Source organism: Ruegeria sp. BC8 (assembly GCF_056535705.1).
Genome location: NZ_JBQFIV010000001.1, coordinates 1,360,299 through 1,381,871 on the forward strand (window position 1 = coordinate 1,360,299; position 21,573 = coordinate 1,381,871).

20 protein-coding genes and 3 tRNA genes are annotated in these 21,573 nt (G+C 60.2%); 12 read left to right on the top strand and 11 right to left on the bottom strand.

Annotated features, from left to right (window positions below; all coding sequences use genetic code 11):
• The first annotated feature begins 9 nt into the window (after positions 1–9).
• The 4 genes from ACR3EK_RS06895 (at position 10) to ACR3EK_RS06910 (ending at position 3,094) form a co-directional block, all read left to right on the top strand.
• Positions 10–687 carry a TRAP transporter small permease gene (locus ACR3EK_RS06895; RefSeq protein ID WP_170338826.1) on the top strand — a complete coding sequence of 226 codons (678 nt, stop codon included), beginning with the start codon at positions 10–12 and terminating at the stop codon, positions 685–687.
• Positions 687–2,063 (top strand): TRAP transporter large permease, encoded by a 1,377-nt coding sequence (locus tag ACR3EK_RS06900; RefSeq protein WP_480633015.1) that lies wholly within the window; start codon positions 687–689, stop codon positions 2,061–2,063. The genes ACR3EK_RS06895 and ACR3EK_RS06900 overlap by 1 nt, the downstream gene beginning before the upstream one ends.
• 193 nt (positions 2,064–2,256) lie before the next feature.
• On the top strand, positions 2,257–2,568 hold the full coding sequence (locus ACR3EK_RS06905; protein WP_170357657.1) for a DMT family transporter: 312 nt from the start codon (positions 2,257–2,259) through the stop codon (positions 2,566–2,568).
• A gap of 79 nt (positions 2,569–2,647) precedes the next feature.
• Positions 2,648–3,094 carry a nucleoside deaminase gene (locus tag ACR3EK_RS06910; RefSeq protein WP_480633016.1) on the top strand — a complete coding sequence of 149 codons (447 nt, stop codon included), beginning with the start codon at positions 2,648–2,650 and terminating at the stop codon, positions 3,092–3,094.
• Positions 3,095–3,109: 15 nt separating this feature from the next.
• On the opposite strand, the gene tpiA is transcribed toward ACR3EK_RS06910, so the two are convergent.
• A complete protein-coding gene (tpiA, locus tag ACR3EK_RS06915) occupies positions 3,110–3,859 on the bottom strand; it encodes a triose-phosphate isomerase (RefSeq protein ID WP_480633017.1) in 750 nt (249 codons plus the stop codon).
• 180 nt (positions 3,860–4,039) lie between these two features.
• Positions 4,040–4,405, bottom strand: a complete 366-nt coding sequence (locus ACR3EK_RS06920) for a HesB/IscA family protein (protein WP_170338817.1) — start codon at positions 4,403–4,405, stop codon at positions 4,040–4,042.
• A 171-nt stretch (positions 4,406–4,576) separates the two neighbouring features.
• Between ACR3EK_RS06920 and ACR3EK_RS06925 the strand changes: the two genes are divergently transcribed.
• Positions 4,577–4,909, top strand: coding sequence for a hypothetical protein (locus ACR3EK_RS06925; protein WP_170339391.1), 333 nt, complete (start codon positions 4,577–4,579; stop codon positions 4,907–4,909).
• Between the two features lie 265 nt (positions 4,910–5,174).
• On the opposite strand, the gene ACR3EK_RS06930 is transcribed toward ACR3EK_RS06925, so the two are convergent.
• The 3 genes from ACR3EK_RS06930 to ACR3EK_RS06940 form a co-directional block, all read right to left on the bottom strand.
• Positions 5,175–5,537 (bottom strand): SUF system Fe-S cluster assembly protein, encoded by a 363-nt coding sequence (locus ACR3EK_RS06930; RefSeq protein ID WP_170339389.1) that lies wholly within the window; start codon positions 5,535–5,537, stop codon positions 5,175–5,177.
• Positions 5,538–5,632: 95 nt separating this feature from the next.
• Positions 5,633–5,911, bottom strand: coding sequence for an NfeD family protein (locus tag ACR3EK_RS06935; protein ID WP_093962948.1), 279 nt, complete (start codon positions 5,909–5,911; stop codon positions 5,633–5,635).
• The gene (locus ACR3EK_RS06940; protein ID WP_170338815.1) at positions 5,911–6,801 is read right to left on the bottom strand and encodes an SPFH domain-containing protein; all 891 of its coding nucleotides are present in this window, start codon (positions 6,799–6,801) and stop codon (positions 5,911–5,913) included. The genes ACR3EK_RS06935 and ACR3EK_RS06940 overlap by 1 nt, the downstream gene beginning before the upstream one ends.
• Before the next feature lie 176 nt (positions 6,802–6,977).
• Between ACR3EK_RS06940 and ACR3EK_RS06945 the strand changes: the two genes are divergently transcribed.
• The 3 genes from ACR3EK_RS06945 (at position 6,978) to lon (ending at position 11,706) form a co-directional block, all read left to right on the top strand.
• Positions 6,978–7,889, top strand: coding sequence for a nucleoside hydrolase (locus ACR3EK_RS06945; RefSeq protein WP_480633018.1), 912 nt, complete (start codon positions 6,978–6,980; stop codon positions 7,887–7,889).
• A 63-nt stretch (positions 7,890–7,952) separates the two neighbouring features.
• Positions 7,953–9,083, top strand: a complete 1,131-nt coding sequence (gene tgt / locus ACR3EK_RS06950) for a tRNA guanosine(34) transglycosylase Tgt (protein ID WP_170389955.1) — start codon at positions 7,953–7,955, stop codon at positions 9,081–9,083.
• 214 nt (positions 9,084–9,297) lie between these two features.
• Positions 9,298–11,706, top strand: a complete 2,409-nt coding sequence (lon, locus tag ACR3EK_RS06955) for an endopeptidase La (protein WP_170368385.1) — start codon at positions 9,298–9,300, stop codon at positions 11,704–11,706.
• Positions 11,707–11,753: 47 nt separating this feature from the next.
• Here lon and ACR3EK_RS06960 read toward each other — a convergent pair whose 3' ends face one another.
• Together ACR3EK_RS06960 and ACR3EK_RS06965 are read right to left on the bottom strand one after the other, a co-directional pair.
• Entirely contained in the window at positions 11,754–13,337 is a 1,584-nt protein-coding gene (locus ACR3EK_RS06960; protein ID WP_480633019.1) for an APC family permease, read from the bottom strand.
• Positions 13,338–13,432: 95 nt separating this feature from the next.
• Positions 13,433–13,507 (bottom strand) — tRNA-Val (locus ACR3EK_RS06965).
• Positions 13,508–14,059: 552 nt separating this feature from the next.
• On the opposite strand from ACR3EK_RS06965, the gene ACR3EK_RS06970 reads away from it, so the two are divergent.
• From ACR3EK_RS06970 to uvrA, 4 genes are all read left to right on the top strand, one after another.
• Positions 14,060–14,136, top strand: a tRNA-Asp gene (locus ACR3EK_RS06970).
• A 50-nt stretch (positions 14,137–14,186) separates the two neighbouring features.
• Positions 14,187–14,263: transfer RNA gene (locus ACR3EK_RS06975), tRNA-Asp, on the top strand.
• 92 nt (positions 14,264–14,355) lie between these two features.
• A complete protein-coding gene (locus ACR3EK_RS06980) occupies positions 14,356–14,925 on the top strand; it encodes a methyltransferase domain-containing protein (protein ID WP_480633020.1) in 570 nt (189 codons plus the stop codon).
• 104 nt (positions 14,926–15,029) lie between these two features.
• The gene (gene uvrA / locus ACR3EK_RS06985) at positions 15,030–17,888 is read left to right on the top strand and encodes an excinuclease ABC subunit UvrA (RefSeq protein WP_170523916.1); all 2,859 of its coding nucleotides are present in this window, start codon (positions 15,030–15,032) and stop codon (positions 17,886–17,888) included.
• Between the two features lie 12 nt (positions 17,889–17,900).
• On the opposite strand, the gene ACR3EK_RS06990 is transcribed toward uvrA, so the two are convergent.
• From ACR3EK_RS06990 to ACR3EK_RS07005, 4 genes are all read right to left on the bottom strand, one after another.
• On the bottom strand, positions 17,901–18,290 hold the full coding sequence (locus tag ACR3EK_RS06990; protein WP_170371138.1) for a hypothetical protein: 390 nt from the start codon (positions 18,288–18,290) through the stop codon (positions 17,901–17,903).
• A 101-nt stretch (positions 18,291–18,391) separates the two neighbouring features.
• Positions 18,392–19,264 (bottom strand): 3-hydroxyisobutyrate dehydrogenase, encoded by an 873-nt coding sequence (gene mmsB, locus ACR3EK_RS06995; RefSeq protein ID WP_480633021.1) that lies wholly within the window; start codon positions 19,262–19,264, stop codon positions 18,392–18,394.
• A 3-nt stretch (positions 19,265–19,267) separates the two neighbouring features.
• On the bottom strand, positions 19,268–20,302 hold the full coding sequence (locus ACR3EK_RS07000) for an enoyl-CoA hydratase/isomerase family protein (protein WP_480633022.1): 1,035 nt from the start codon (positions 20,300–20,302) through the stop codon (positions 19,268–19,270).
• Positions 20,303–20,309: 7 nt separating this feature from the next.
• Positions 20,310–21,452 (bottom strand): acyl-CoA dehydrogenase family protein, encoded by a 1,143-nt coding sequence (locus tag ACR3EK_RS07005; protein ID WP_170528437.1) that lies wholly within the window; start codon positions 21,450–21,452, stop codon positions 20,310–20,312.
• Between the last annotated feature and the right edge of the window lie 121 nt (positions 21,453–21,573).

Consider the following 21,573-nt stretch of genomic DNA (forward strand, 5'->3'; position numbering starts at 1 on the left):
GACAGAAAGATGTCTGGTGCGAAAACCGGCCCCGGTGGGCTGGTCGACCGAATCGAAGAAACCCTGATCGCGTTGCTTCTTGGCCTGATGACGGCCGTGACCTTTGCCAACGTGATCGCGCGTTTCGTCTTCAACTCCAACATCCTTTGGGCGCTAGAGCTGACCGTATTCACTTTCGGATGGCTGGTATTGCTGGGGGCGTCCTACGCCGTCAAGAAACACGCGCATCTGGGTGTGGATGCCATCCTGAATATGCTGCCTCCGGCACCGCGCAGGGTATTGGCACTGATCGCGGTGGGGTGCTGCCTCGTATTCTCGCTGCTGCTGCTGAAGGGGTCCTACGACTACTGGGCGGTTTTTGCCGACCTGCCTCCGACCTCTGGACGCTGGTTCCCCACGGGCTTTGATTTCGACGCTCGTAGTCAGAGCTTCTACGAGGTGGACGACATCCCCATGGTCGCGCCGCTACGGTTCCTCGAAGACCTCATTAACTATGGCGAGTACTACGAGAAGCTGCCCAAGGTCGTGCCGTATTTCGTTCTGCCGCTGTCGATGCTGCTGCTGGTGATCCGCTTTGCCCAGGCCGGGCTGCAGATCCTGCGCGGTGAGGCCGACCGCATTGTCGCAAGCCACGAGGTTGAGGACGAGATCGAAGAAGTCCGGGCCCTTCAGGGAGAACACGACTGATGGATGTAGTACTACTTTTTGCCATGGTCGTGGGCCTGCTGCTGATCGGCGTTCCGATCGCAGTTGCCCTAGGGCTGAGCTCGACCCTGTTTCTTCTGATCTACTCGGACAGCTCGCTGGCTTCGGTTGCCGGGACCCTGTTCGAGGCGTTCGAGGGCCACTTTACCCTGCTGGCCATCCCGTTCTTCATCCTCGCATCGTCCTTCATGACGACCGGAGGGGTGGCGCGCCGGATCATTCGGTTCTCGATCGCCTGCGTTGGTCACCTGCCTGGCGGTCTGGCAATTGCGGGCGTGTTCGCATGTATGCTGTTCGCCGCGCTGTCAGGATCGTCCCCGGCCACCGTTGTTGCGATCGGTTCGATCGTGATCGCCGGTATGCGTCAGGTCGGCTATTCCAAGGAATTCGCAGCTGGCGTCATCTGTAACGCCGGTACGCTGGGTATCCTGATCCCGCCGTCGATCGTTATGGTTGTCTACGCGGCCGCGGTTGAAGTCTCGGTCGGCAGGATGTTCCTGGCCGGTGTCATTCCGGGTCTCATGGCCGGGTTCATGCTGATGGTCACAATCTATGTGATGGCCAAGGTCAAGAACCTGCCGAAAGGTGATTGGAAAGGCTGGGGCGAGATATTTGCGTCGGCACGCGAGGCCGGTTGGGGTCTGTTCCTGATCGTCATCATCCTGGGCGGCATCTACGGCGGTATCTTCACACCGACCGAAGCGGCGGCGGTCGCGGCTGTATACGCCTTCTTCATCGCCAGCTTCGTCTACAAGGACATGGGGCCACTCAGCACCCAGGAAGGTGAGCAAAACCTCTCGCTTGCGAAAAAGCCGCTGGCGCTGATCACGGCCTTTTTCCACCCCGACACCAAACATACGCTGTTTGAGGCCGGCAAGCTGACGGTCACCCTGCTTTTCGTCATCGCCAACGCGCTGATCCTCAAGCATGTTCTGACCGATGAGCAGGTGCCGCAACACATTGCCGGCGCAATGCTGTCGGCGGGTCTGGGGCCGATCACTTTCCTGATCGTGGTCAACGTAATCCTTCTGATCGGCGGTCAGTTCATGGAGCCCTCGGGCCTGCTGGTCATCGTTGCGCCGCTGGTGTTTCCGATTGCCATCGAACTGGGCATCGACCCGATCCATCTGGGCATCATCATGGTGGTGAACATGGAAATCGGGATGATCACGCCTCCGGTCGGTCTGAACCTGTTCGTTACGTCGGGCGTCGCGGGAATGCCGATGATGGCCGTCGTGCGCGCAGCACTGCCGTTCCTGGCCGTTCTGTTCGTCTTCCTGATCATGATCACGTACATCCCGTGGCTGTCGACGGTGTTGCCAAACACCTTCATGGGCCCCGAGATCATTACGAACTAGACCGTCGCAATCGATCCGAACCGGGCAACCGGTTCGGGTCACTTTTTGCGCGGTCGGCCGGCATCTGCCAGGCCGCCACGCTGAATGGCCGGGCTTGAACTCACTACTGGCACTTCCCACATGGAGACCGAGGACGACCTCCCCACCATGGGTGATCATTCGGGACGACCCGAAGCTGATGGAGGTGTCCCCGATGTCCTGGATCTTTCTACTTTTTGCCGGTTTGCTGGAAATCGTCTGGGCAGTTGCCATGAAGCAGTCTGCTGGATTCACGCGGCTCTGGCCGACCGTTGTGATGGGGGGCGCGATGGTCGGTTCGTTCGGTTTGTTGGCCCTGGCCATGCGCTCCTTGCCACTGGGAACCGCCTACGTGCTGTGGACGGGTATTGGCGCGGTCGGTGCGTTCTTGGTTGGTGTGATGTTTTTGGGCGAGGCACTGACCCCGCTGCGTGTCATCGCGGCGACGCTGATCGTGTCCGGCATGGTCGCAATGAAACTTGCGTGACCGGCCCGTTGTTGACGCAGGCACCCGCGGTGGGCAGGCTGGAACCACCCTGATCACCGCAACCAACGAGTGCCGAAACATGCTGACCGATGATGACAAGCGCCTGATGCGCGTTGCCTACCAAGAAGCCAAAGCCGGTTTCGATGAGGGCGGTTGCCCGATCGGATCTGTACTGGCTCGGAACGGCACGATCATCTCGCAGGGCCGAAACCAAAGGGTTCAGCAGGGGGATCCGATCGCCCATGGCGAGATGGATGCGCTGCGCAAAGCCGGGCGGCAGAAAACGTACCGAGATACCGTTCTGTATACCACCCTATCTCCGTGCTTGATGTGCGCCGGAACGATCGTTCAGTTCGGCATCCCGCGCGTGGTCATCGGTGACACGGAAAACTTCGGCGGCAACGAAGACTTCCTGCGCGATCGCGGGGTCGAGGTTGTTTTGGCCGAAGACCCGGACTGCATCGCCCTGATGCGCAGGTTCGTGACCGAACAGCCCGAGCTTTGGGCCGAGGACATCGCGGACTGAGCGTGCGTGAACCGGTCAGGCCTGTTCCAGCGCGGAAATGATGCCCGAGAAATCGCGTGCCTTCAGGCTTGCACCGCCGACCAGCGCGCCGTCCACGTTCGACACTCCGAAAATCTCCGCCGCGTTGTCAGGTTTGACCGAACCGCCATAAAGCAAACGGACCGACCGGCCGACACCTTCGCCAAATCGCCGTTCAAGTCTGGCGCGAATGAAATCATGGACTTCGCCGATTTCTTCCAAAGTGGGAACCTTGCCGGTGCCGATTGCCCAGATCGGTTCGTAAGCCACGACGAGGTTCTCTCCGGTGGCAAGGTCCGGGATCGAACCGGACAACTGCCCGCCAATGATGTCGAGCGTATTGGCCGCTTCGCGCTGTTCAAGGCTTTCGCCGACGCAGATGATTGCGGTCAGGCCCGCGTTCATGGCTGCCCGGGCCTTGGCGCGGATATCGTCGTCTTTCTCGCCGTGGTCTTCGCGCCGTTCTGAATGCCCGACGATTACGCTGGTCGCGCCGGCGTCTTTCAGCATCTCGGCGCTCAGATCACCCGTATGGGCGCCCGAAACCTCGGCGTGGCAATCCTGTCCGCCGATGGCGACGCCTGAGCCTTGCACGGCTTGTGCGGCCTGGTGGATCAAAGTTGCCGGAGGGCAGATCAGAATATCGACCGTCGGAGAAGGGTGCGTTGCAGTCAGCGTTTCCAACTCGGACAGAGCAGCCCCGGTTCCATTCATTTTCCAGTTTCCGGCTGCCAGTCTGCGTCGCATAGCGGGGTCTCCGTGATCTTTCGTGCGTTTCTATCCAGTTAGCACCCGGATCAAGGCCTGACAATTGCGCTTGGGAGGCCGCGCGCGAGCGAGTCGCGCGACGGATCGATCTGGGTGGACTCAACCAGACGGCGCCGGCGGCAGTTCACCTGCCCGCAAACGGTGCAGGCTTTAGGTGACTCAGCGCTGTTCGGCCAGGTTTTCGTCGAACTTGATCGACTCGCCGCAGCCACAGGCATCGACGACATTGGGATTCTTGAACTTGAACCCGGATTCCAGCAGCGAGACCTCGTAGTCGATCTCGGTTCCGAACAGAAACATCTGAGCCATCGGAGCGATCATGACCCGCGCCCCATCCTGTTCGACCACTTCGTCATGCGGGTCCGGCTGATCGACATACTCCATGGTATATTCCATACCGGCGCAGCCACCTTTCTTGACGCCAATCCGCAGACCGGCATGGCCACCCGACGTCATCAGGCGGAGGATCTGCTCTGCAGCTTTGGGCGTCATCGTCACGGCCTGTTTGCCGGGAATGCCGAACATCGTCGTCTCCATTTTCGCGCGTTAAACCTAATCTAAGGCCGCAAGGGCCCGGGCTCAAGAGAGCGCGGAGCCCCAAGTTTGCTCATCGCCAGTTTTGACCGTACCGTACGGGCAGTGGGCAGGGTTTGCCGATGAGTTCGAATTGACAGCAGAACAAGGTGGGTTTCGATGATGTTGCGGATTTCAAATAAGATTGGCTTGTGCCGGCAGGTTGCGTTTCTGGCTCTTCTGGTGGCCGGCAGTGCCGTTCATGCAGCGGGCGATCACAAGCGGCACCCGGTGAATTGCTCGACCGCCGAAGGTGACCTGCGTGCAATTGCGGCGGAAAAGAAACATGCCGAGGATCAGCAGGCGGAAAGTGTGGTCGCGATCACGCCAGCCGGGGCGCTGCTTGGATTGATCTCTGGAACAGAACAGAAGCGGTTGCAGATGCTGTCGGGTGACTATGTCAAGAAACTGGACGACCGCGCCGCCGAGATCAAAGCACAGTGCAACGTGAAGTGAGTGCACCTCAGCGAGTAAAATAGGGCCGCTCTCGGGCAAGAGCGGCCCAGTATTGCGGAGCCTCGGCAGGGGGGGGCGGTAGACGCTCCAACGTGGTCGCCATTGACTGCTGGGGCGATATTTGAGTTGCCGAGTTCCTCTGACGGGTCCGACTGCGAAGCCCGCGTTGTACTTGTTACGCAGCAACGTAACGGTTCGACGACCGATCCGTGACAGCTGGGTTTCAGGTTTGTGACAATTCCCGTGCGTTCAGTGCGGCAGGCCCTTACATGAAGCCAAGTTCCAGCCGGGCTTCGTCGGACATCATCTCCATGCCCCAGGGTGGTTCCCAGGTCAGTTCGACATCCACCTCCTTAACCCCGGCAACGGGCTCGATGGCCTCGACGATCCAGCCTGGCATATCACCGGCCACCGGGCAGCCCGGAGCGGTCAGGGTCATGATGACTTTGACTGCGTTGTCGCTGCTGATGTCGATCGTGTAGATCAGTCCAAGGTCATAGATATTGACCGGAATTTCAGGGTCATAGACAGTCCTGCAGGCCTCGACCACGGATTCGTACAGAGGGTGCTCAACGGTCGAAGGCGCAATCAGGGGCGTGCCTTCAAGCTGTTCGCTGGGGTGGGTCATGAATGCCTCGGGTTGTTACCTGAGCAATTATATAGGGAAAGCTGAAGGCAGCGTCCAGAGGGGGTAGGGCGCCCCGCTACAGGGCGCCGCACCGGTCAGTCGTTGATATCATGGTCAAACGTCCTGACTTGACCATGTGGCAGCGCGAACATGCGCCGCAGAACTAGCCATGCGATCAACGACAAGGTGGCGAAGATCAAAAGCAGGACGGGCAGGTTCGGGGCCAAGCCGGGGATGACCAGAAGGATTCCGGTGATAGCCGCGCCGATAGCGAAGCCAAGGAAGATGAAACCCGGCAAGGCCACTTCCAGAATGCCCAGCGCCAGTGCGGCTGCCAGCCATACCCACCACGTCAGCCAGAACGGATCTGCCATCATTTGCCTCCCTTGAGCATTTTGAAGGCGTCGCCAAACGCTTCGAGCGCATTTGCGGGCACAACAATCGTCTGGCTGCCTCCGCTTTTGCCCATCGCATTCAATGCCTCAACTTGTTTCAGCGCAACCTGATACTGGGCGGCTTCGATCCCATTGTCCTGGATGGCCTTTGCGACGACGCCGGTTGCATAGGCTTCCGCGTCCGCCTGAACGCGACGCGCCTTGGCGGCTTGTTCCGCAGCATACAACTCGGCGTCGGCCTGGAGTTCGACCGCGCGTTTCTGGCCCTCGGCTTCGGTTACCTGAGCGCGACGTGCGCGTTCGGCATTCAACTGCTGAAGCATGGCGTCGCGGGTCGCCTGATCCAGGTTTACGTCCAGAATTTCGGCGCGGGTTACCTCGATCCCCCAGTCGTCAACTGCGGTTTCGACGCTTTCTTGAATGCGTTCAATCAGTTGCGCGCGATTTGACTGAACTTCGTCTAGGTCCATTTTGCCGATTTCAGCCCGCACGATACCAGCGACGGTCGTTGCGATGGCGCCGTCGACGTCCCGAATGCGGTAGACGGTCTTTTCAGGCTCGAGGATACGGTAGAAGACCGAAGTATCGATCTGCACCAACACGTTGTCCTTGGTGATTGCATCCTGCGTCGCATTGGGCAGCTGACGTTCCAAGATGGATATCTTGTGGCGTGCAACGTCGAGAAAAGGAACGATAAAGTTGATCCCGGGGCCCAGCACAGAGTGGAGGCGTCCGAACCGTTCGACCACGTATTTCTCGGATTGTGGAACGATCTTGATACCCTTGAGGATGATGACGACAACCAAGGCCGCCCCAAGCAGGTAGATGATGTTCGATGATAGCAGTCCGATGATCTGGTCTTCGGTCATTTCTGTCCTCATTTTTTTGTGTACGATGGTATACATTTGGGGATTGAAGGGCTGAATTTCAACTCAGCTATGAAATGAACCGAACAGGATATCCATGCAAGGTAATTGGGGCAAAGCACGGAGATTTCGGGTTGTGGCTGCTTTGCATCCGCCGTTGATTGCGCTATCGGGGCGAAATGAAACTGATTATCGACACTGACCCCGGCATCGACGATGCCATGGCGATCGCCTACGCCGCCGCCGCTCCGGAAATTGACCTGATCGGCCTGACTACGGTCTTTGGCAATACGCATGTCCAGCAGTCCAGCCGGAACGCGCGGTTTCTGGCTCACAAGCTGGGGTTGGACATACCTGTGGCGCAGGGCGCAGCGTTTCCATGGGAAGCTGACGCACACACGCCCTCTAAGCACGTGCATGGGGATGAGGGTTTTGGCGATGTGGTCGATGTGCCCGAGATCGGCGCGAACCACGACCTGATCGCAGCCGAGTTCCTGGTCGAGATGGCCCGGCGTCACAAGAGGGACCTGACGGTGTGTGCGGTTGGGCCGCTGACCAACCTTGCCGATGCGATGCGTCTGGATCCGGATTTCGCTCAGAACATCGGCCAATTGGTCATCATGGGCGGAGCAGTCTTCTGTCCTGGCAACATCACCGAACACGCCGAGGCGAATATCTATCACGATGCGAAAGCTGCAGACGAGGTGTTTGCCCAGCCCGCTCCGACGGTTCTGGTGGGCCTGGATGTGACCTTGAAAACGCTCTATCGCGCGGTTGATTTCGAGGAACTGGCGCGACGTGCGCCTCAAATCGGTGGATTTCTGAACGATATCTCTCAGTTCTATCTGAGTTTCTACCGCGATGTCGCCGGGTTGGACGGCTGCGGACTTCATGACTCGACGGCCGTTATCGCCTGTTCGCACCGTGCGATGTTCGAAATTCAAGAAACAGGTTTGAAGGTGGTAACCGAGGGACCCGAGGTTGGGGCAACCCGGCCGGACCCGTCTCGCCCACCGTTGCAGGTGTGCTGTGACGTCGTTGGTCAGCAGGTGGTGGACCTGTTCACGCAAAGGGTTGCCAGCTTGCCTTGACGGGTTGCAATGGCCGGGCAGATCGGGCAAAGCCTGCCCGGTTCAGCGACCCGAGGCGATGACATGACCCAGCGTTTCTCATTCGAATTGAAGGCCACCGACGGCAAAGCCCGCACCGGCGTGATCCACACGCCGCGGGGCGAGGTGCGCACGCCGGCCTTCATGCCCGTGGGCACCGCCGCGACGGTCAAGGCGATGATGCCCGAAAGCGTGCGGGCGACCGGCGCCGACATCCTGTTGGGCAACACCTATCACCTGATGCTGCGGCCCACGGCCGAACGGATCGACCGTTTGGGCGGGCTGCACAAATTCATGAACTGGGAGCGCCCGATCCTGACCGACTCGGGCGGGTTTCAGGTGATGTCCCTGGCGGGTCTGCGCAAGCTGACCGAGAAGGGCGTGACCTTCAAATCGCATATCGACGGTTCCAAACACGAGCTGACACCCGAGCGGTCGATGGAGATCCAGCGCCTGTTGGGGTCGGACATCGTGATGTGTTTCGACGAATGCCCCGCATTGCCTGCCGACCGCGACCGGATCGCCGAGTCGATGCGCCTGTCGATGCGATGGGCCGAACGGTCGCGCGAGGCCTTTGGCGATCGGCCCGGCCATGCGCTGTTCGGGATCATGCAGGGCGGGTTGGAGCGCGACCTACGCGAGGAAAGCGCCGAGGCGCTGAAGGCCATCGGGTTTGAAGGATATGCCGTTGGTGGCCTCGCGGTGGGCGAGGGGCAGGAGGCCATGTTCGACTGTCTGGACTATGCGCCTGATTTCCTGCCGACCGATAAGCCGCGCTATCTGATGGGCGTGGGCAAGCCCGACGACATCGTGGGCGCCGTGGCGCGCGGGATCGACATGATGGATTGTGTGCTGCCGTCGCGCTCGGGACGGACGGGGCAGGTGTTCACCCGCCGCGGGGTCGTGAACATCAAGAACGCCCGCCACGCCGACGATCCGCGTCCGCTGGACGAACAGTGCACGTGCCCAGCCTGCTCGAATTACTCGCGCGCCTACCTGCACCATGTATTCCGGGCCAACGAAATGATTTCGGGCATGCTGCTGACCTGGCACAATCTGCATTATTTCCAAGAGATCATGCAGTGCATGCGGGACGCCATCGCCGCCGGTGCATTCGAGGTCTGGCAGGCCGAGTTCCATGCGCAGCGGGCGCTGGGTGATATCGAGCCGCTCTAACGGGCGTGTTGGGCGACCCAAGTCAAAATCAGTGGATATGTTGCCGCGATGCCTTGCAGTCGGGGAAACCTCGGGCCATTCTGATTTGAACAGGTAAGGCGACGAGGTTGAAATGGGGCGGTCCGCGCCCCACCTTTATCGTCCGAGAAAGGAGATGGCCGACGGCTGCCTGAAACAGGGGTCAGTGCCATCTTGCCAATGATAAGGATAGAGCATGCAAGAGCCTCTTAATTCCTCATACCCCGTTCTGCCGCTGCGCGACATTGTCGTGTTTCCGCACATGATCGTCCCGCTGTTCGTGGGGCGTGAAAAGTCGGTGCGCGCGCTGGAAGAGGTGATGCAGGATGACAAGCAAATTCTGCTGTCCAGTCAAGTTGACCCTTCCGTCGACGACCCGACCCAGGACGGTATCTACCGCAGCGGCGTTCTGGCAAATGTCCTGCAGCTGCTCAAGCTGCCCGATGGCACGGTCAAAGTGCTGGTCGAAGGGCAGGCACGCGTCAAGATTTCGGAGTTCATTGAGAATGAAGAATTCTTTGAGGCCCGCGCCGAATACCTGACCGAAATTCCCGGCGACGTTACGACGACGCAGGCGCTTTTGCGCACTGTCGCCGATGAGTTCGAGCGGTACGCCAAGGTTCGCAAGAACATCCCGGAAGAAGCCCTGACCGCTGTCAGTGAGACAACCGATCCGGCGAAACTGGCCGATTTGGTTTCGGGTCACCTTGGCATCGAGGTCGAACAGAAGCAGGACCTGCTGGAAACGCTCAGCATCAGCGAGCGTCTGGAAAAGGTCTATGGCCTGATGCAGGGCGAGATGTCGGTTCTTCAGGTCGAGAAGAAGATCAAGACCCGCGTCAAGTCGCAGATGGAGAAGACCCAGCGCGAATACTATCTGAATGAGCAGATGAAGGCCATTCAGAAGGAGCTGGGCGACGGCGAGGACGGCGCGAACGAGATCGCCGAACTGGAAGCCAAGATCGCCGAGACCAAGCTTTCGAAAGAAGCCCGCGAAAAGGCGGAAGGCGAGCTGAAAAAGCTCAAGAACATGTCGCCGATGTCGGCCGAAGCGACCGTGGTGCGCAACTATCTGGATTGGATCCTGTCGCTGCCTTGGGGCACCAAGTCTCGGGTCAAGAAAGACCTTGGCCGGGCGCAGCAGATCCTCGATGCCGATCACTATGGCCTCGAAAAGGTCAAGGAGCGGATCGTCGAGTATCTGGCGGTTCAGCAGCGCTCGAAGAAGCTGAAAGGCCCGATCATGTGCCTTGTCGGCCCTCCGGGCGTGGGCAAGACCTCGCTTGGGAAGTCGGTCGCCAAGGCCACGGGGCGCGAGTTCATCCGCATCTCGTTGGGTGGGGTGCGCGATGAATCCGAGATCCGCGGACACCGCCGGACCTATATCGGCTCGATGCCCGGCAAGATCATCCAGGCGCTGAAAAAGGCGAAAACCACGAACCCGCTGATCTTGCTCGATGAAATCGACAAGATGGGGCAGGATTTCCGTGGTGATCCAGCTTCGGCCATGCTCGAGGTGCTGGACCCGGAACAGAACAGCACGTTCATGGACCACTACCTGGAGGTCGAATACGACCTGTCGAACGTGATGTTCCTGACCACGTCGAACAGCTACAACATGCCAGGGCCGCTTCTGGACCGGATGGAGATCATTCCTCTGGCCGGCTACACCGAGGACGAAAAGCGCGAAATCGCGAAGCAGCACCTGATCTCGAAGCAGGTGAAGAACCACGGGCTGAAGGCTAAAGAGTTCGAGCTGACCGATGAGGCGCTGACCGCGATCATCCGCACCTATACCCGCGAGGCCGGTGTGCGGAATCTTGAGCGCGAGATTGCCAAGGTGGCGCGCAAATCGTTGACCCGGATCATCAAGAACGAGACCGACCGGGTTGTCGTGACGGCTGAGAACCTGCACGAGTTCCTGGGTGTACCCAAGTTCCGTTACGGTTTGGCTGAACAGGATGATCAGGTCGGCGTTGTGACCGGTCTGGCCTGGACCTCGGTCGGTGGCGACCTGCTGCATATCGAGGCGTTGAAGCTGCCAGGCAAGGGTCGGATGAAGACCACAGGCAAGCTGGGCGATGTGATGAAGGAATCCATCGACGCGGCTTCGTCCTATGTGCGGTCGATTTCGCCTCAGATCGGGGTCAAACCGCCGCAGTTCGACAAGATCGACATCCATGTGCACGTGCCTGACGGCGCGACTCCCAAGGATGGACCCAGCGCCGGCCTGGCGATGGTCACTTCGATCGTGTCGGTTCTGACCGGTATCCCGGTCCGCAAGGACATCGCCATGACGGGCGAAGTTTCGCTGCGTGGCAACGCCATGCCGATCGGCGGGTTGAAGGAGAAACTGCTCGCAGCTCTGCGGGGTGGCATCAAGACGGTGCTTATTCCGGAAGAGAACGAGAAGGATCTGGCCGACATCCCCGACAATGTGAAGGAAGGGCTGGAGATCATCCCGGTCAAGCACGTGTCCGAAGTTCTGGAGCGCGCACTGGTGCGCAAACCTGAGCCGATCGAATGGGACGAGGCCGCCGAAGAAGCCGCGGCCGCAGCGGCCAAGGCTTCGGATAACAGTGGACCTTCAGCCACGGCGCACTGATCTGAAAACAACGAGAAGGGCGGGGAATAATCCCCGCTCTTTCTGATTCAAAGCCCGATTATAGGTTTTGATGGGTCCAGAACTTCTTCCTCGTCTATGTAGCGCTGGAATTTCTCAGGGGGCAGGGCGGACCGGACTGCGATCCAAAAAATGGTCGATGACAGCAGGGTGCACAACAAGATGTCCCACCCGAACGGGATCAGGTGCAGCGCACCGTCTCCGAATTGACCAAGAAACGAGATCAACCCCAGTCCAGCCAGATAGGGCGCGAGCCACAAGGCCTGTTTGAGATCCATCTGTTCCAGGCGTCCCCGAAACCGCGCCAAAAGCAGGAGCAGTCCGATCAGAAGGGTGATGCCCAGGCGCCAGACCGTATCCCAGCCGCTCCAGTAGACGATCAGAGTTGCAATCGCAAAGGCCAGCATTCCGACAAAACCAACCGCTGGAACGCGGATCGAGCGGGGCCTGTCTGGCAATAGGCTGCGCAGGCATACAACGGCGATGGGGCCGACGGCGAAGGACAGGACGATCGCTGCCCCGTTCAGGGCGATCACCGTCTCAAAGGGAATGGTCAAAAGGAAAAGAGTGCCAATCAGGAAGTTGAGCACCAGCGCCCAGATGGGCACGCCAAATGCCGACAGGTGTCGGATGCGCGCGGGCAGAAACCCGTTCTGCGACAGGGCCATCGCGATCCGAGCGTTCGAACCGGTGGCCACGAGGGCGTTTCCGAACGGCCCGATCACCGAGCCGACGTTGAGGATGCTGATGAACCACAATATCCCGACGGACATTATGACCCCGTCCAAAGGGCCTTCTCCGGCAAAACTCAGCTTGGCCCAGCCCTGCGCCAGCATCTGAGGGTCGAGCGAGCCGATGAAAGCGATCTGCAGGCCCAGATAGATCGCCGCACACATGATGATCGACAATACAAGCGCCGCCGGAATGTCGAATTTCGGGTTTCGCACCTCGCCTGCCATGTCGACCACATGCCTGAACCCGATGAACGAGAAGATTACCCCACCTGTCGAAACGGCGGCCATTATTCCCTTAAGCCCATACGGTGCGAACCCCTCGGGCTGCGTGAAGTTCTCGGCATTGAAACGTGAAAGGATCAGCACCACGGACAACAGGATTGGAATGGCCACTTTTGCGCTTGTTATCATTGTGTTGACCCGCGCAAAGAACTTTACGCCAAGCATGTTGATCAGGACGAAGAACACCATGAATGCCAAGGCCACAGCCTGTCCGGGCGCGGTCAGGTCACCAGATGGCGCATGCAGCCAGCGTGCATAGGGTGCGAGGTAGGACAGCATCGCCTCGACCTCGATCGGAGCGGTCGTGTTGTACCCGATCCAGGCAGTCCAACCCATCGTCATGGCGACGATATTGCCGTGTGAAAACTGCGGAACCCGAGCGATCCCTCCGGGGATCGGCAACATGGCAGAGATTTCGGCGAATGTGATGGCCAGAATGAACATTGCGACGGCCCCGATGACCCAGGACAAAACGGCCGCGGGGCCTGCGTGCTGAACGGCCAGAAGCGGCCCGAACAGCCATCCTGAGCCAATGATTCCTCCGACAGATATGAATGTCAGACCCACCAGGCCGATGTCGCGCTTTAGTTCGGCCATGCATGTCCCTGATTGCCATGCCGGTGCTTCACCGGCCCGAACTCAAGGATAGACGCCGAGTCTCATCCGTTTCAAGCGTTGAAAAAGAGAGGGAATGGTGGGTGATAAGAGATTTGAACTCCTGACATCTTCGATGTGAACGAAGCGCTCTACCACTGAGCTAATCACCCGTAGGGCGGCGTATTACAGTGCTTTTTATCCGGCTGCAAGAGGGGAGATACGCGGAATATTCGTCATCTCCAAGCCTGACTGATTTGATGCTTTGAAGCTGCTTTTTCACTGTCGGAGCATTCTGGGCGGTAAGTATTTGGCGTAGTCCAAATGCGATCAAAGCGGCGAGTCAGCTGCGCCAGAAATAAACCGAAAAAAGTTAAGGCTTGGTATAAACCAGAAGCTGATCGCTGAACTCGTTCCGGCACTAGGATGCGACTGCCACGTGGACGGCTATGAAAGCCAATCGAATTGTGCCGACGGGGGATAGGGCAATTGGTAGCAGTAGAAACCACCGCCTGACTATTCGTTGGCGAAGTCGACGTTTTTGAAGGCTCGGCGATGGCAACCAAGAGTTAGGGTGTCTCCGCGCCGGCGCTATCACAAAGGAGCGTGCCAAACGCGCTCGGGAACAATTTTTCCGGTTCGTGCAAAAAACTTGAAAACGCCGCTTGACGATGCCCGGGCGTGGCCATAATACACCCCAACGTTCAGCAATGAACGGGCAGCGGGCGGTTGTAGCTCAGTTGGTTAGAGTACCGGCCTGTCACGCCGGGGGTCGCGGGTTCGAGCCCCGTCAACCGCGCCATCGCTGCCAGCCTTTGATCCGGGCAAACGGATCGACATAGACCCTAATGCGCGGTTGTAGCTCAGTTGGTTAGAGTACCGGCCTGTCACGCCGGGGGTCGCGGGTTCGAGCCCCGTCAACCGCGCCACTTCTCCTCAAAAGTCGTTGCGTTCCCTGTGGACACAGGGTTGCTTTTCTGGACAATCGGTCCCGGCAGGTAGCACGCAGTCGGGGTTTTCGATGGTCAGCTTGAACCGCGTCGTCATGGTTCGGGAAAGCAAGAAATGGATACGTAGTCTGGGGCCCGAGGCGCTGGACTGCGCCGAAATTTCGGGAAAATGGGGAACGCAATTCGGATTTCGCAGCCATACCCAGATCTGGCATCGTCAGCACGATATCTGCAAAGGCCCGCTGATGGATGAACGCGCGGAGGTTCGGCAATTCGATCTCATACTCGCCAATCAGGTCTGGGAACATCTTGACCGGCCCTATGAAGCCACTCTGAACGTGCTGGAAATGCTGCGGCCAGGAGGGTGGTTCTGGTTGGCCGTGCCGTTCTTCATCCCGTTCCATGCGGCTCCGCACGACTGTTCGCGTTGGTCGGCGCGGGGATTGCGCAACCTGCTGATCGAATGCGGCTTTGATCCGGAAAGCATACAGGCCGCGCAATGGGGCAACCGCCAGGCGGCTTTGCGCAACCTCGAGCAGGTGTGGCCGCCCGTCTATGACCCTGAAACCGACAGTCTGGAAAACGACCCGGATTTTCCGATCTGTGCCTGGGCCATGGCGCGAAAGCCCGAAGACGGGTGAACCAGGTGGAGAAAATCTGCTTGTTCACACTTTGTTCTAACTTTTTGGTTGGAGACTCAGCGTCGCTCGCCTATCTCTAGGACAGTTGTGTGTTGGGGGCCTGAATGGCTGAGCTGAAGAATATCGAGGTGCGCGGCGCGCGCGAGCACAACCTGAAAAACATTGACGTGGACATTCCGCGCGATCAGCTGGTTGTCATCACGGGTCTGTCCGGGTCGGGCAAGTCGTCGCTGGCATTCGATACGATCTATGCCGAGGGTCAGCGCCGCTATGTCGAAAGCCTTTCGGCCTATGCGCGCCAGTTTCTGGACATGATGGAAAAGCCCGATGTGGATCACATTAGCGGCCTGTCCCCGGCGATCTCGATCGAGCAGAAGACCACGTCGAAAAACCCACGCTCGACCGTGGGAACGGTGACCGAGATCTATGACTATCTGCGCCTGCTGTTCGCGCGCGCAGGCACGCCCTACAGCCCTGCCACCGGTTTGCCGATCGAAGCCCAGCAGGTTCAGGACATGGTCGATCGGATCATGGCGATGGAGGAGGGCACCCGAGGCTATCTGCTGGCGCCCATCGTTCGCGACCGCAAGGGTGAGTACAAGAAAGAGTTTCTGGAACTGCGCAAGCAGGGGTTCCAGCGCGTCAAGGTCGATGGCCAGTTCTACGAACTGGACGAGCCGCCGACGCTGGACAAGAAGTTCCGCCATGACATCGACGTGGTTGTTGACCGGATCGTCGTGCGCGAGGGGATGGAGACCCGCCTGGCCGACAGCCTGCGCACCGCGCTGGACCTGGCCGATGGCATCGCGATACTGGAGACCGCCCCGCGCGAGGGCGAGCCCGAGCGCATCACGTTCTCCGAGAATTTTGCCTGTCCGGTCAGTGGGTTCACCATCCCCGAGATCGAGCCGCGCCTGTTTTCGTTCAACGCGCCTTTTGGGGCTTGCCCGGATTGCGACGGGCTGGGGGTCGAGCTGTTTTTCGATGAACGGCTTGTGGTGCCCGATCAGACCTTGAAACTGTATGACGGCGCACTGGCCCCATGGCGCAAGGGCAAGTCGCCCTATTTCCTGCAAACGATCGAGGCGATCGCGCGCCACTACGAGTTCGACAAGAACACGCCGTGGAAGGACCTTCCGGCGCATGTGCAGCAGGTGTTTCTGCATGGCTCGGGCGATGATGAAATCCAGTTCCGCTATGACGAAGGCGGACGGGTCTATCAGGTGACCCGCAGCTTTGAAGGCGTTATCCCGAACATGGAGCGCCGCTATCGCGAAACCGACAGCGCGTGGATCCGCGAGGAATTCGAACGGTATCAGAACAACCGTCCCTGCCACACTTGCGAGGGCTATCGCCTTCGCCCCGAGGCGTTGGCCGTCAAGATTGCAGGGCTGCATGTCGGTCAGGTGGTCGAAATGTCGATCAAAGAGGCTCTGGCCTGGGTCGAGGACGCGCCGAACCATCTGAGCGCCCAGAAAAACGAGATTGCCCGCGCGATTCTGAAAGAGATCCGTGAGCGGTTGGGGTTTCTGAATAACGTTGGTTTGGAATACCTTACGCTGTCTCGTTCAAGTGGTACCCTGTCAGGCGGCGAAAGCCAGCGCATCCGGCTGGCCAGCCAGATCGGCTCGGGCCTGACCGGCGTGCTTTACGTGCTGGACGAACCCTCGATCGGGTTGCATCAGCGCGACAATGACCGCCTTTTGGGCACGCTGAAGAACCTGCGCGATCAGGGCAACACCGTGATCGTCGTCGAGCATGACGAGGAAGCCATCCGCGAAGCCGACTATGTGTTCGACATCGGCCCCGGTGCCGGCGTTCATGGCGGGCAGGTGGTCAGCCACGGCACGCCCGAGCAGATCGCGGCCGATGCGGCCTCGATTACAGGGCAGTATCTGTCGGGGGTTCGGGAAATTCCGGTGCCCGCCGAGCGGCGCAAGGGGAACACGAAAAAGGTAACGGTTGTAAAGGCTTCGGGCAACAACCTCAAAGACGTGACGGCCGAGTTTCCGCTGGGCAAGTTCGTCTGCGTGACCGGGGTGTCGGGCGGCGGCAAGTCGACCCTGACGATCGAGACGCTGTTCAAGACCGCCTCGATGCGTCTGAATGGTGCGCGTCAGACGCCTGCGCCCTGCGAAACGATCAAGGGGCTGGAACATCTGGACAAGGTGATCGACATCGACCAGCGGCCCATCGGGCGCACGCCACGGTCGAACCCGGCCACATATACCGGCGCCTTCACCCCGATCCGCGACTGGTTCGCCGGTCTGCCCGAGGCGAAGGCGCGGGGCTACAAGCCCGGGCGGTTCAGTTTCAACGTCAAAGGCGGACGCTGCGAGGCCTGTCAGGGCGACGGAGTCATCAAGATCGAGATGCATTTCCTGCCCGACGTCTATGTCACCTGCGAGACCTGCAAGGGCGCGCGTTACAACCGCGAGACGCTCGAGATCAAGTTCAAGGGCAAGTCCATCGCCGACGTGCTGGATATGACGGTCGAAGACGCGCAGGAGTTCTTCAAGGCCGTACCCTCGATCCGCGACAAGATGGATGCGCTGGCACGCGTGGGGCTGGGCTACATCAAGGTCGGCCAGCAGGCCACGACCCTGTCGGGCGGCGAGGCGCAGCGAGTCAAGCTTTCGAAAGAGCTGGCAAAACGTTCGACGGGCCGGACCCTGTACATTCTGGACGAGCCCACAACCGGCCTGCATTTCGAAGATGTGCGCAAGCTGTTGGAAGTGCTGCATGAACTGGTCGATCAGGGCAATACTGTCGTCGTGATCGAACACAATCTGGACGTGGTGAAAACCGCCGACTGGATCATCGACATCGGCCCTGAGGGTGGCGATGGCGGCGGCGAGATCGTTGCCGTGGGCGCCCCGGAAGAGGTCGCCGAATGCGAGCGCAGCCACACCGGGCGATACCTCAAGCCGATGCTGAACCCCGAGCGCGTGGCGGCCGAATAGGGCGCCTGCGCGTCAGTACAGAATATCCGCCACCGCGCCGATAAGGTTCAGCACTTTGCGCGTATCGGGGTCGATTCTGTAGACGTAGTCGCCCGCGCGAACGTAGTTGCCGCCACGTTTCAGGCCATAGCGGTACGGATCGTCGATCCAGACATAGTCGCGATCAATCCGGTCTCCGACCTTGTACCAGTTCTTGGCCTGACCGGGCGGGACGCAGGGCACGGCCTTCTTGGCCAACCCGGGCGGGCAATTGGCAACGGATTTTGCGCCCTTCTGCGGGGCCACACGTTCGACCGAGAACGTGTCCTTGGTCTTTCCTTTGCCTTTGCTGTTGTCAGCCAGTGTCGCGACCGGGGTCAGTGACAGGCCGGCAAGCAGTGCAATATGCATAAGTGTCTTCATGGGCGGTTCCCTCGGTTCGTCGCGCCGTCATGCCGCGTTTCCCGATATTTTGGAATGACCGCCCGAAGTGCAAGCCCTGGGCGGCGAAATGCCGCCCAAGCTCAGCTGCGGCCGCGCTTTTCGAACCGGGGCAGCATGGCCGAGAAGTCCATGCCCTTGCCGTCTTCGGCTTCGACGAACTGTTCGTAAAGCGCAGTGGCGATCTGGCCCATCGGCGTGTCGGCGTCGGCGCTTTCGGCGGCCTGCTGGCTGAGCCGCAGGTCCTTGAGCATCAGCTCGGCAGCGAAACCGGGCTTGTAGCCGTTGTCCGCAGGTGACTGCGGCCCGACACCGGGGGCGGGGCAATAGGCGTTCATGCTCCAGCTGTAGCCCGACGAGGTGCTGACCACGTCGAACATCTTCTGCCGGTCCAGACCGAGCTTGTCGGCCAAGGCAAAGGCCTCGCAAGTGGCGATCATGGTGACACCCAGGATCATGTTGTTGCAGATCTTGGCGGCCTGACCGGCGCCCGCCGCGCCGCAATGCACCGCCTTCTGGCCCATGATGTCGAACAGCGGGGCCGCCTTGGCAAAGGCCGTGTCCGAGCCGCCGGCCATGAAGGTCAGCGTGCCCGCGGCCGCGCCACCGATTCCCCCCGAAACGGGCGCGTCCACGGCCAGAAGCCCGGCCTGTTCGGCCTGCTCCGCCACGGCGCGGGCGCTGTCCACATCGACGGTCGAGCAGTCGATGAACACCGCGCCTTTCTCCATGTGCGGAATGATCTGATCGGCCACCGCGCGCAGGATGTCGCCATTGGGCAGCATGGTGATGACCGCCTCGGCCCCACCGACCGCATCAGTGGCCGTTTCGGCCTTGGTCACGCCTTCGACCGACACGCCCGCGGTGTCGAACCCAGTCACGTCGTGACCGGCCTTGGCCAGATTGGCCGCCATCGGCGCGCCCATGTTGCCCAGGCCAATGAATCCGATCTTCATGTTTCACTCCTCCTCGAATGTCAGCGTGTCCGCGCCCAGCGGCATCAGCATCCGTGATACCGCCGTGGCCGGTACGTTCATGTCCGCAAACTGCCATCTCGGGTTGCGGTCCTTGTCGATGATCTGCGCCCGGATACCTTCGAGAAAGTCGCCATGCTCCATCGACCGGAAGGTAAAGCGGTATTCCAGCTCCAGCGCCTTGCGCATGGTCAGGGCGGGTCCGCGCAGGCGGTGCAGCATCTCGATCGCGCAGGCCATCGACAGCGGCGAATTGCGGCCCATCGCCTCGAGCGCGCCGCGCGTGAATTCGGTGTCGGCATTGCGCAGGTCTGTCAGAACGTCGCCCAAGGTTTCACCACTGAAGAAACGGTCAATCTCGTCCTGCGGCAGGGTGCGGTTCGGGGCAGGGGCGGCGTGTTCGGCCAGTAGGTCGGCCTTGCCCGAGGCCTCGAGCATCTCGATCATGTCGGGCCAGTGGTCCTGCGGGATGAAGTGGTCGGCGAACCCGGCATAGATCGCGTCGCCCGGACCCATGCGCGCGCCGGTGACGCCCAGATATTCGCCCAGCCGCCCCGGCGCCAGCGCCAGCAGCAGCGACCCACCCACATCCGGCACCAGCCCGATCGAGCATTCGGGCATCGCGATTTTCGAGCTTTCGCCGACGATCCGGTGCGTGCCGTGACAGCCAATGCCCACGCCGCCGCCCATGGTAAAGCCCTGCAGGAAGCTGACCACCGGCTTGGGATATTCGAAGATCATCGCGTTCAGGCGGTATTCGTCCCGCCAGAATTTCTGCCCATAGGCATAGTCGCCTCGGGTGCCAGTATCATACAACTCGGCAATATCACCGCCCGCGCAAAAGGCCTTTTCGCCCTCGGCGTCCAGGATGACCAGATCGACCTCTTCATCCTCGCGCCAGTTGCGCAGGGCGGTGTCGATGGCCATGCACATCTCGTAGCTCAGCGCATTCAGGGCCTTGGGCCGGGTCAGGGTGATCCGGCCGGCGCGGCCCGTGGTGCGGATGTCGATATCGGACATGGAAACCTCAGCGATGGGCGAGCAGTTGGCGGGCGACGATCACGCGCATGATCTCGTTCGTGCCTTCCAGAATTTGATGCACCCGCAGATCGCGCACAAGCTTTTCGATGCCGTAATCGGCCAGATAGCCGTAACCGCCATGCAACTGCAGGCACTGATCGACCACTTTCGATCCGGTCTCGGTCACGAACTTCTTGGCCATCGCGCAGAATTTGGTGGCGTCGGGCGTGCCCTGATCCAGCTTCCATGCGGCCTGACGCAGGAAGGTGCGGGCGGCCTGCAGTTCGATCTCCATGTCGGCCAGCCGGAATTGCAGGGCTTGGAACTGGTCGATGGTCTGGCCGAAGGCCTTCCGCTCGGACATGTACTGCAGCGTCATGTCCAGCCCCGCCTGCGCCGCACCCAGCGAGCATGAGGCGATGTTCAGTCGCCCGCCGTCCAACCCCATCATCGCGTATTTGAACCCGTCGCCCTCTGTTCCCACAAGGTTTTCGGCCGGGATTTTGCAGTCGTCAAACTGGACCTGCGCGGTGGGCTGGCTTTTCCAGCCCATCTTTTGTTCCAGCGCCCCAAAGCTGAGACCCGGCGTGCCGTCCTCGACATAGACGGTCGAAATCCCCTTGGGCCCGTCGCCGCCGGTGCGAACCATGCATACATAGGCATCGGAATAGCCGCCGCCCGAGATGAAGGCTTTGGTGCCGTTCAGTGTATAGCCTTCGTTGGTGCGCTCGGCCCGCGTCTTGAGCGCCGCCGCGTCGGAACCCGAGCCCGGCTCGGTCAGACAATAGCTGAGCACCGTGTTCAGGCTGAGAACGTCGGGCATGATGCGTGATTTCAATTCATCGCTGGCAAAGCTGTCCAACATCTTGGCGCACATGTTGTGGATCGACAGAAAGGCCGCGACCGAGGGGCAGGCCATCGACAGTGCCTCAAATACCAGCGTGGCGTCGAGACGGGTCAAGCCCGAGCCGCCGCTTTCTTCGGACACGTACAGTCCGCCAAAGCCCAGTTCACCGACCTTGGGCCACAGATCCTTGGGGATGGTGCCCTCGGCCTCCCACTGGCGGGCGAAAGGTGCGATCTGTTCTTGCCCGAACGCGTAGGCCATATCGAAAATGGCCGTCTGTTCCTCGGTCAGCGCGAAATCCATGGCCGGTCTCCCCCTTGTGGCGACGTGAATTGAACGACTGTTTATTTATTGCGCAATCCTTACAGAAATTTTTCACGCGGAGCAAACCCCGTGATGCACATGCGCCGGATTTGGGCGATTG

Coding starts and splice junctions, on each gene's coding strand:
- ACR3EK_RS06895 (WP_170338826.1), top strand. CDS start 10: ATGTCTGGTGCGAAAACCGGCCCCGGTGGGCTGGTCGACCGAATCGAA.
- ACR3EK_RS06900 (WP_480633015.1), top strand. CDS start 687: ATGGATGTAGTACTACTTTTTGCCATGGTCGTGGGCCTGCTGCTGATC.
- ACR3EK_RS06905 (WP_170357657.1), top strand. CDS start 2,257: ATGTCCTGGATCTTTCTACTTTTTGCCGGTTTGCTGGAAATCGTCTGG.
- ACR3EK_RS06910 (WP_480633016.1), top strand. CDS start 2,648: ATGCTGACCGATGATGACAAGCGCCTGATGCGCGTTGCCTACCAAGAA.
- tpiA (WP_480633017.1), bottom strand. CDS start 3,859: ATGCGACGCAGACTGGCAGCCGGAAACTGGAAAATGAATGGAACCGGG.
- ACR3EK_RS06920 (WP_170338817.1), bottom strand. CDS start 4,405: ATGTTCGGCATTCCCGGCAAACAGGCCGTGACGATGACGCCCAAAGCT.
- ACR3EK_RS06925 (WP_170339391.1), top strand. CDS start 4,577: ATGTTGCGGATTTCAAATAAGATTGGCTTGTGCCGGCAGGTTGCGTTT.
- ACR3EK_RS06930 (WP_170339389.1), bottom strand. CDS start 5,537: ATGACCCACCCCAGCGAACAGCTTGAAGGCACGCCCCTGATTGCGCCT.
- ACR3EK_RS06935 (WP_093962948.1), bottom strand. CDS start 5,911: ATGGCAGATCCGTTCTGGCTGACGTGGTGGGTATGGCTGGCAGCCGCA.
- ACR3EK_RS06940 (WP_170338815.1), bottom strand. CDS start 6,801: ATGACCGAAGACCAGATCATCGGACTGCTATCATCGAACATCATCTAC.
- ACR3EK_RS06945 (WP_480633018.1), top strand. CDS start 6,978: ATGAAACTGATTATCGACACTGACCCCGGCATCGACGATGCCATGGCG.
- tgt (WP_170389955.1), top strand. CDS start 7,953: ATGACCCAGCGTTTCTCATTCGAATTGAAGGCCACCGACGGCAAAGCC.
- lon (WP_170368385.1), top strand. CDS start 9,298: ATGCAAGAGCCTCTTAATTCCTCATACCCCGTTCTGCCGCTGCGCGAC.
- ACR3EK_RS06960 (WP_480633019.1), bottom strand. CDS start 13,337: ATGGCCGAACTAAAGCGCGACATCGGCCTGGTGGGTCTGACATTCATA.
- ACR3EK_RS06980 (WP_480633020.1), top strand. CDS start 14,356: ATGGTCAGCTTGAACCGCGTCGTCATGGTTCGGGAAAGCAAGAAATGG.
- uvrA (WP_170523916.1), top strand. CDS start 15,030: ATGGCTGAGCTGAAGAATATCGAGGTGCGCGGCGCGCGCGAGCACAAC.
- ACR3EK_RS06990 (WP_170371138.1), bottom strand. CDS start 18,290: ATGAAGACACTTATGCATATTGCACTGCTTGCCGGCCTGTCACTGACC.
- mmsB (WP_480633021.1), bottom strand. CDS start 19,264: ATGAAGATCGGATTCATTGGCCTGGGCAACATGGGCGCGCCGATGGCG.
- ACR3EK_RS07000 (WP_480633022.1), bottom strand. CDS start 20,302: ATGTCCGATATCGACATCCGCACCACGGGCCGCGCCGGCCGGATCACC.
- ACR3EK_RS07005 (WP_170528437.1), bottom strand. CDS start 21,452: ATGGATTTCGCGCTGACCGAGGAACAGACGGCCATTTTCGATATGGCC.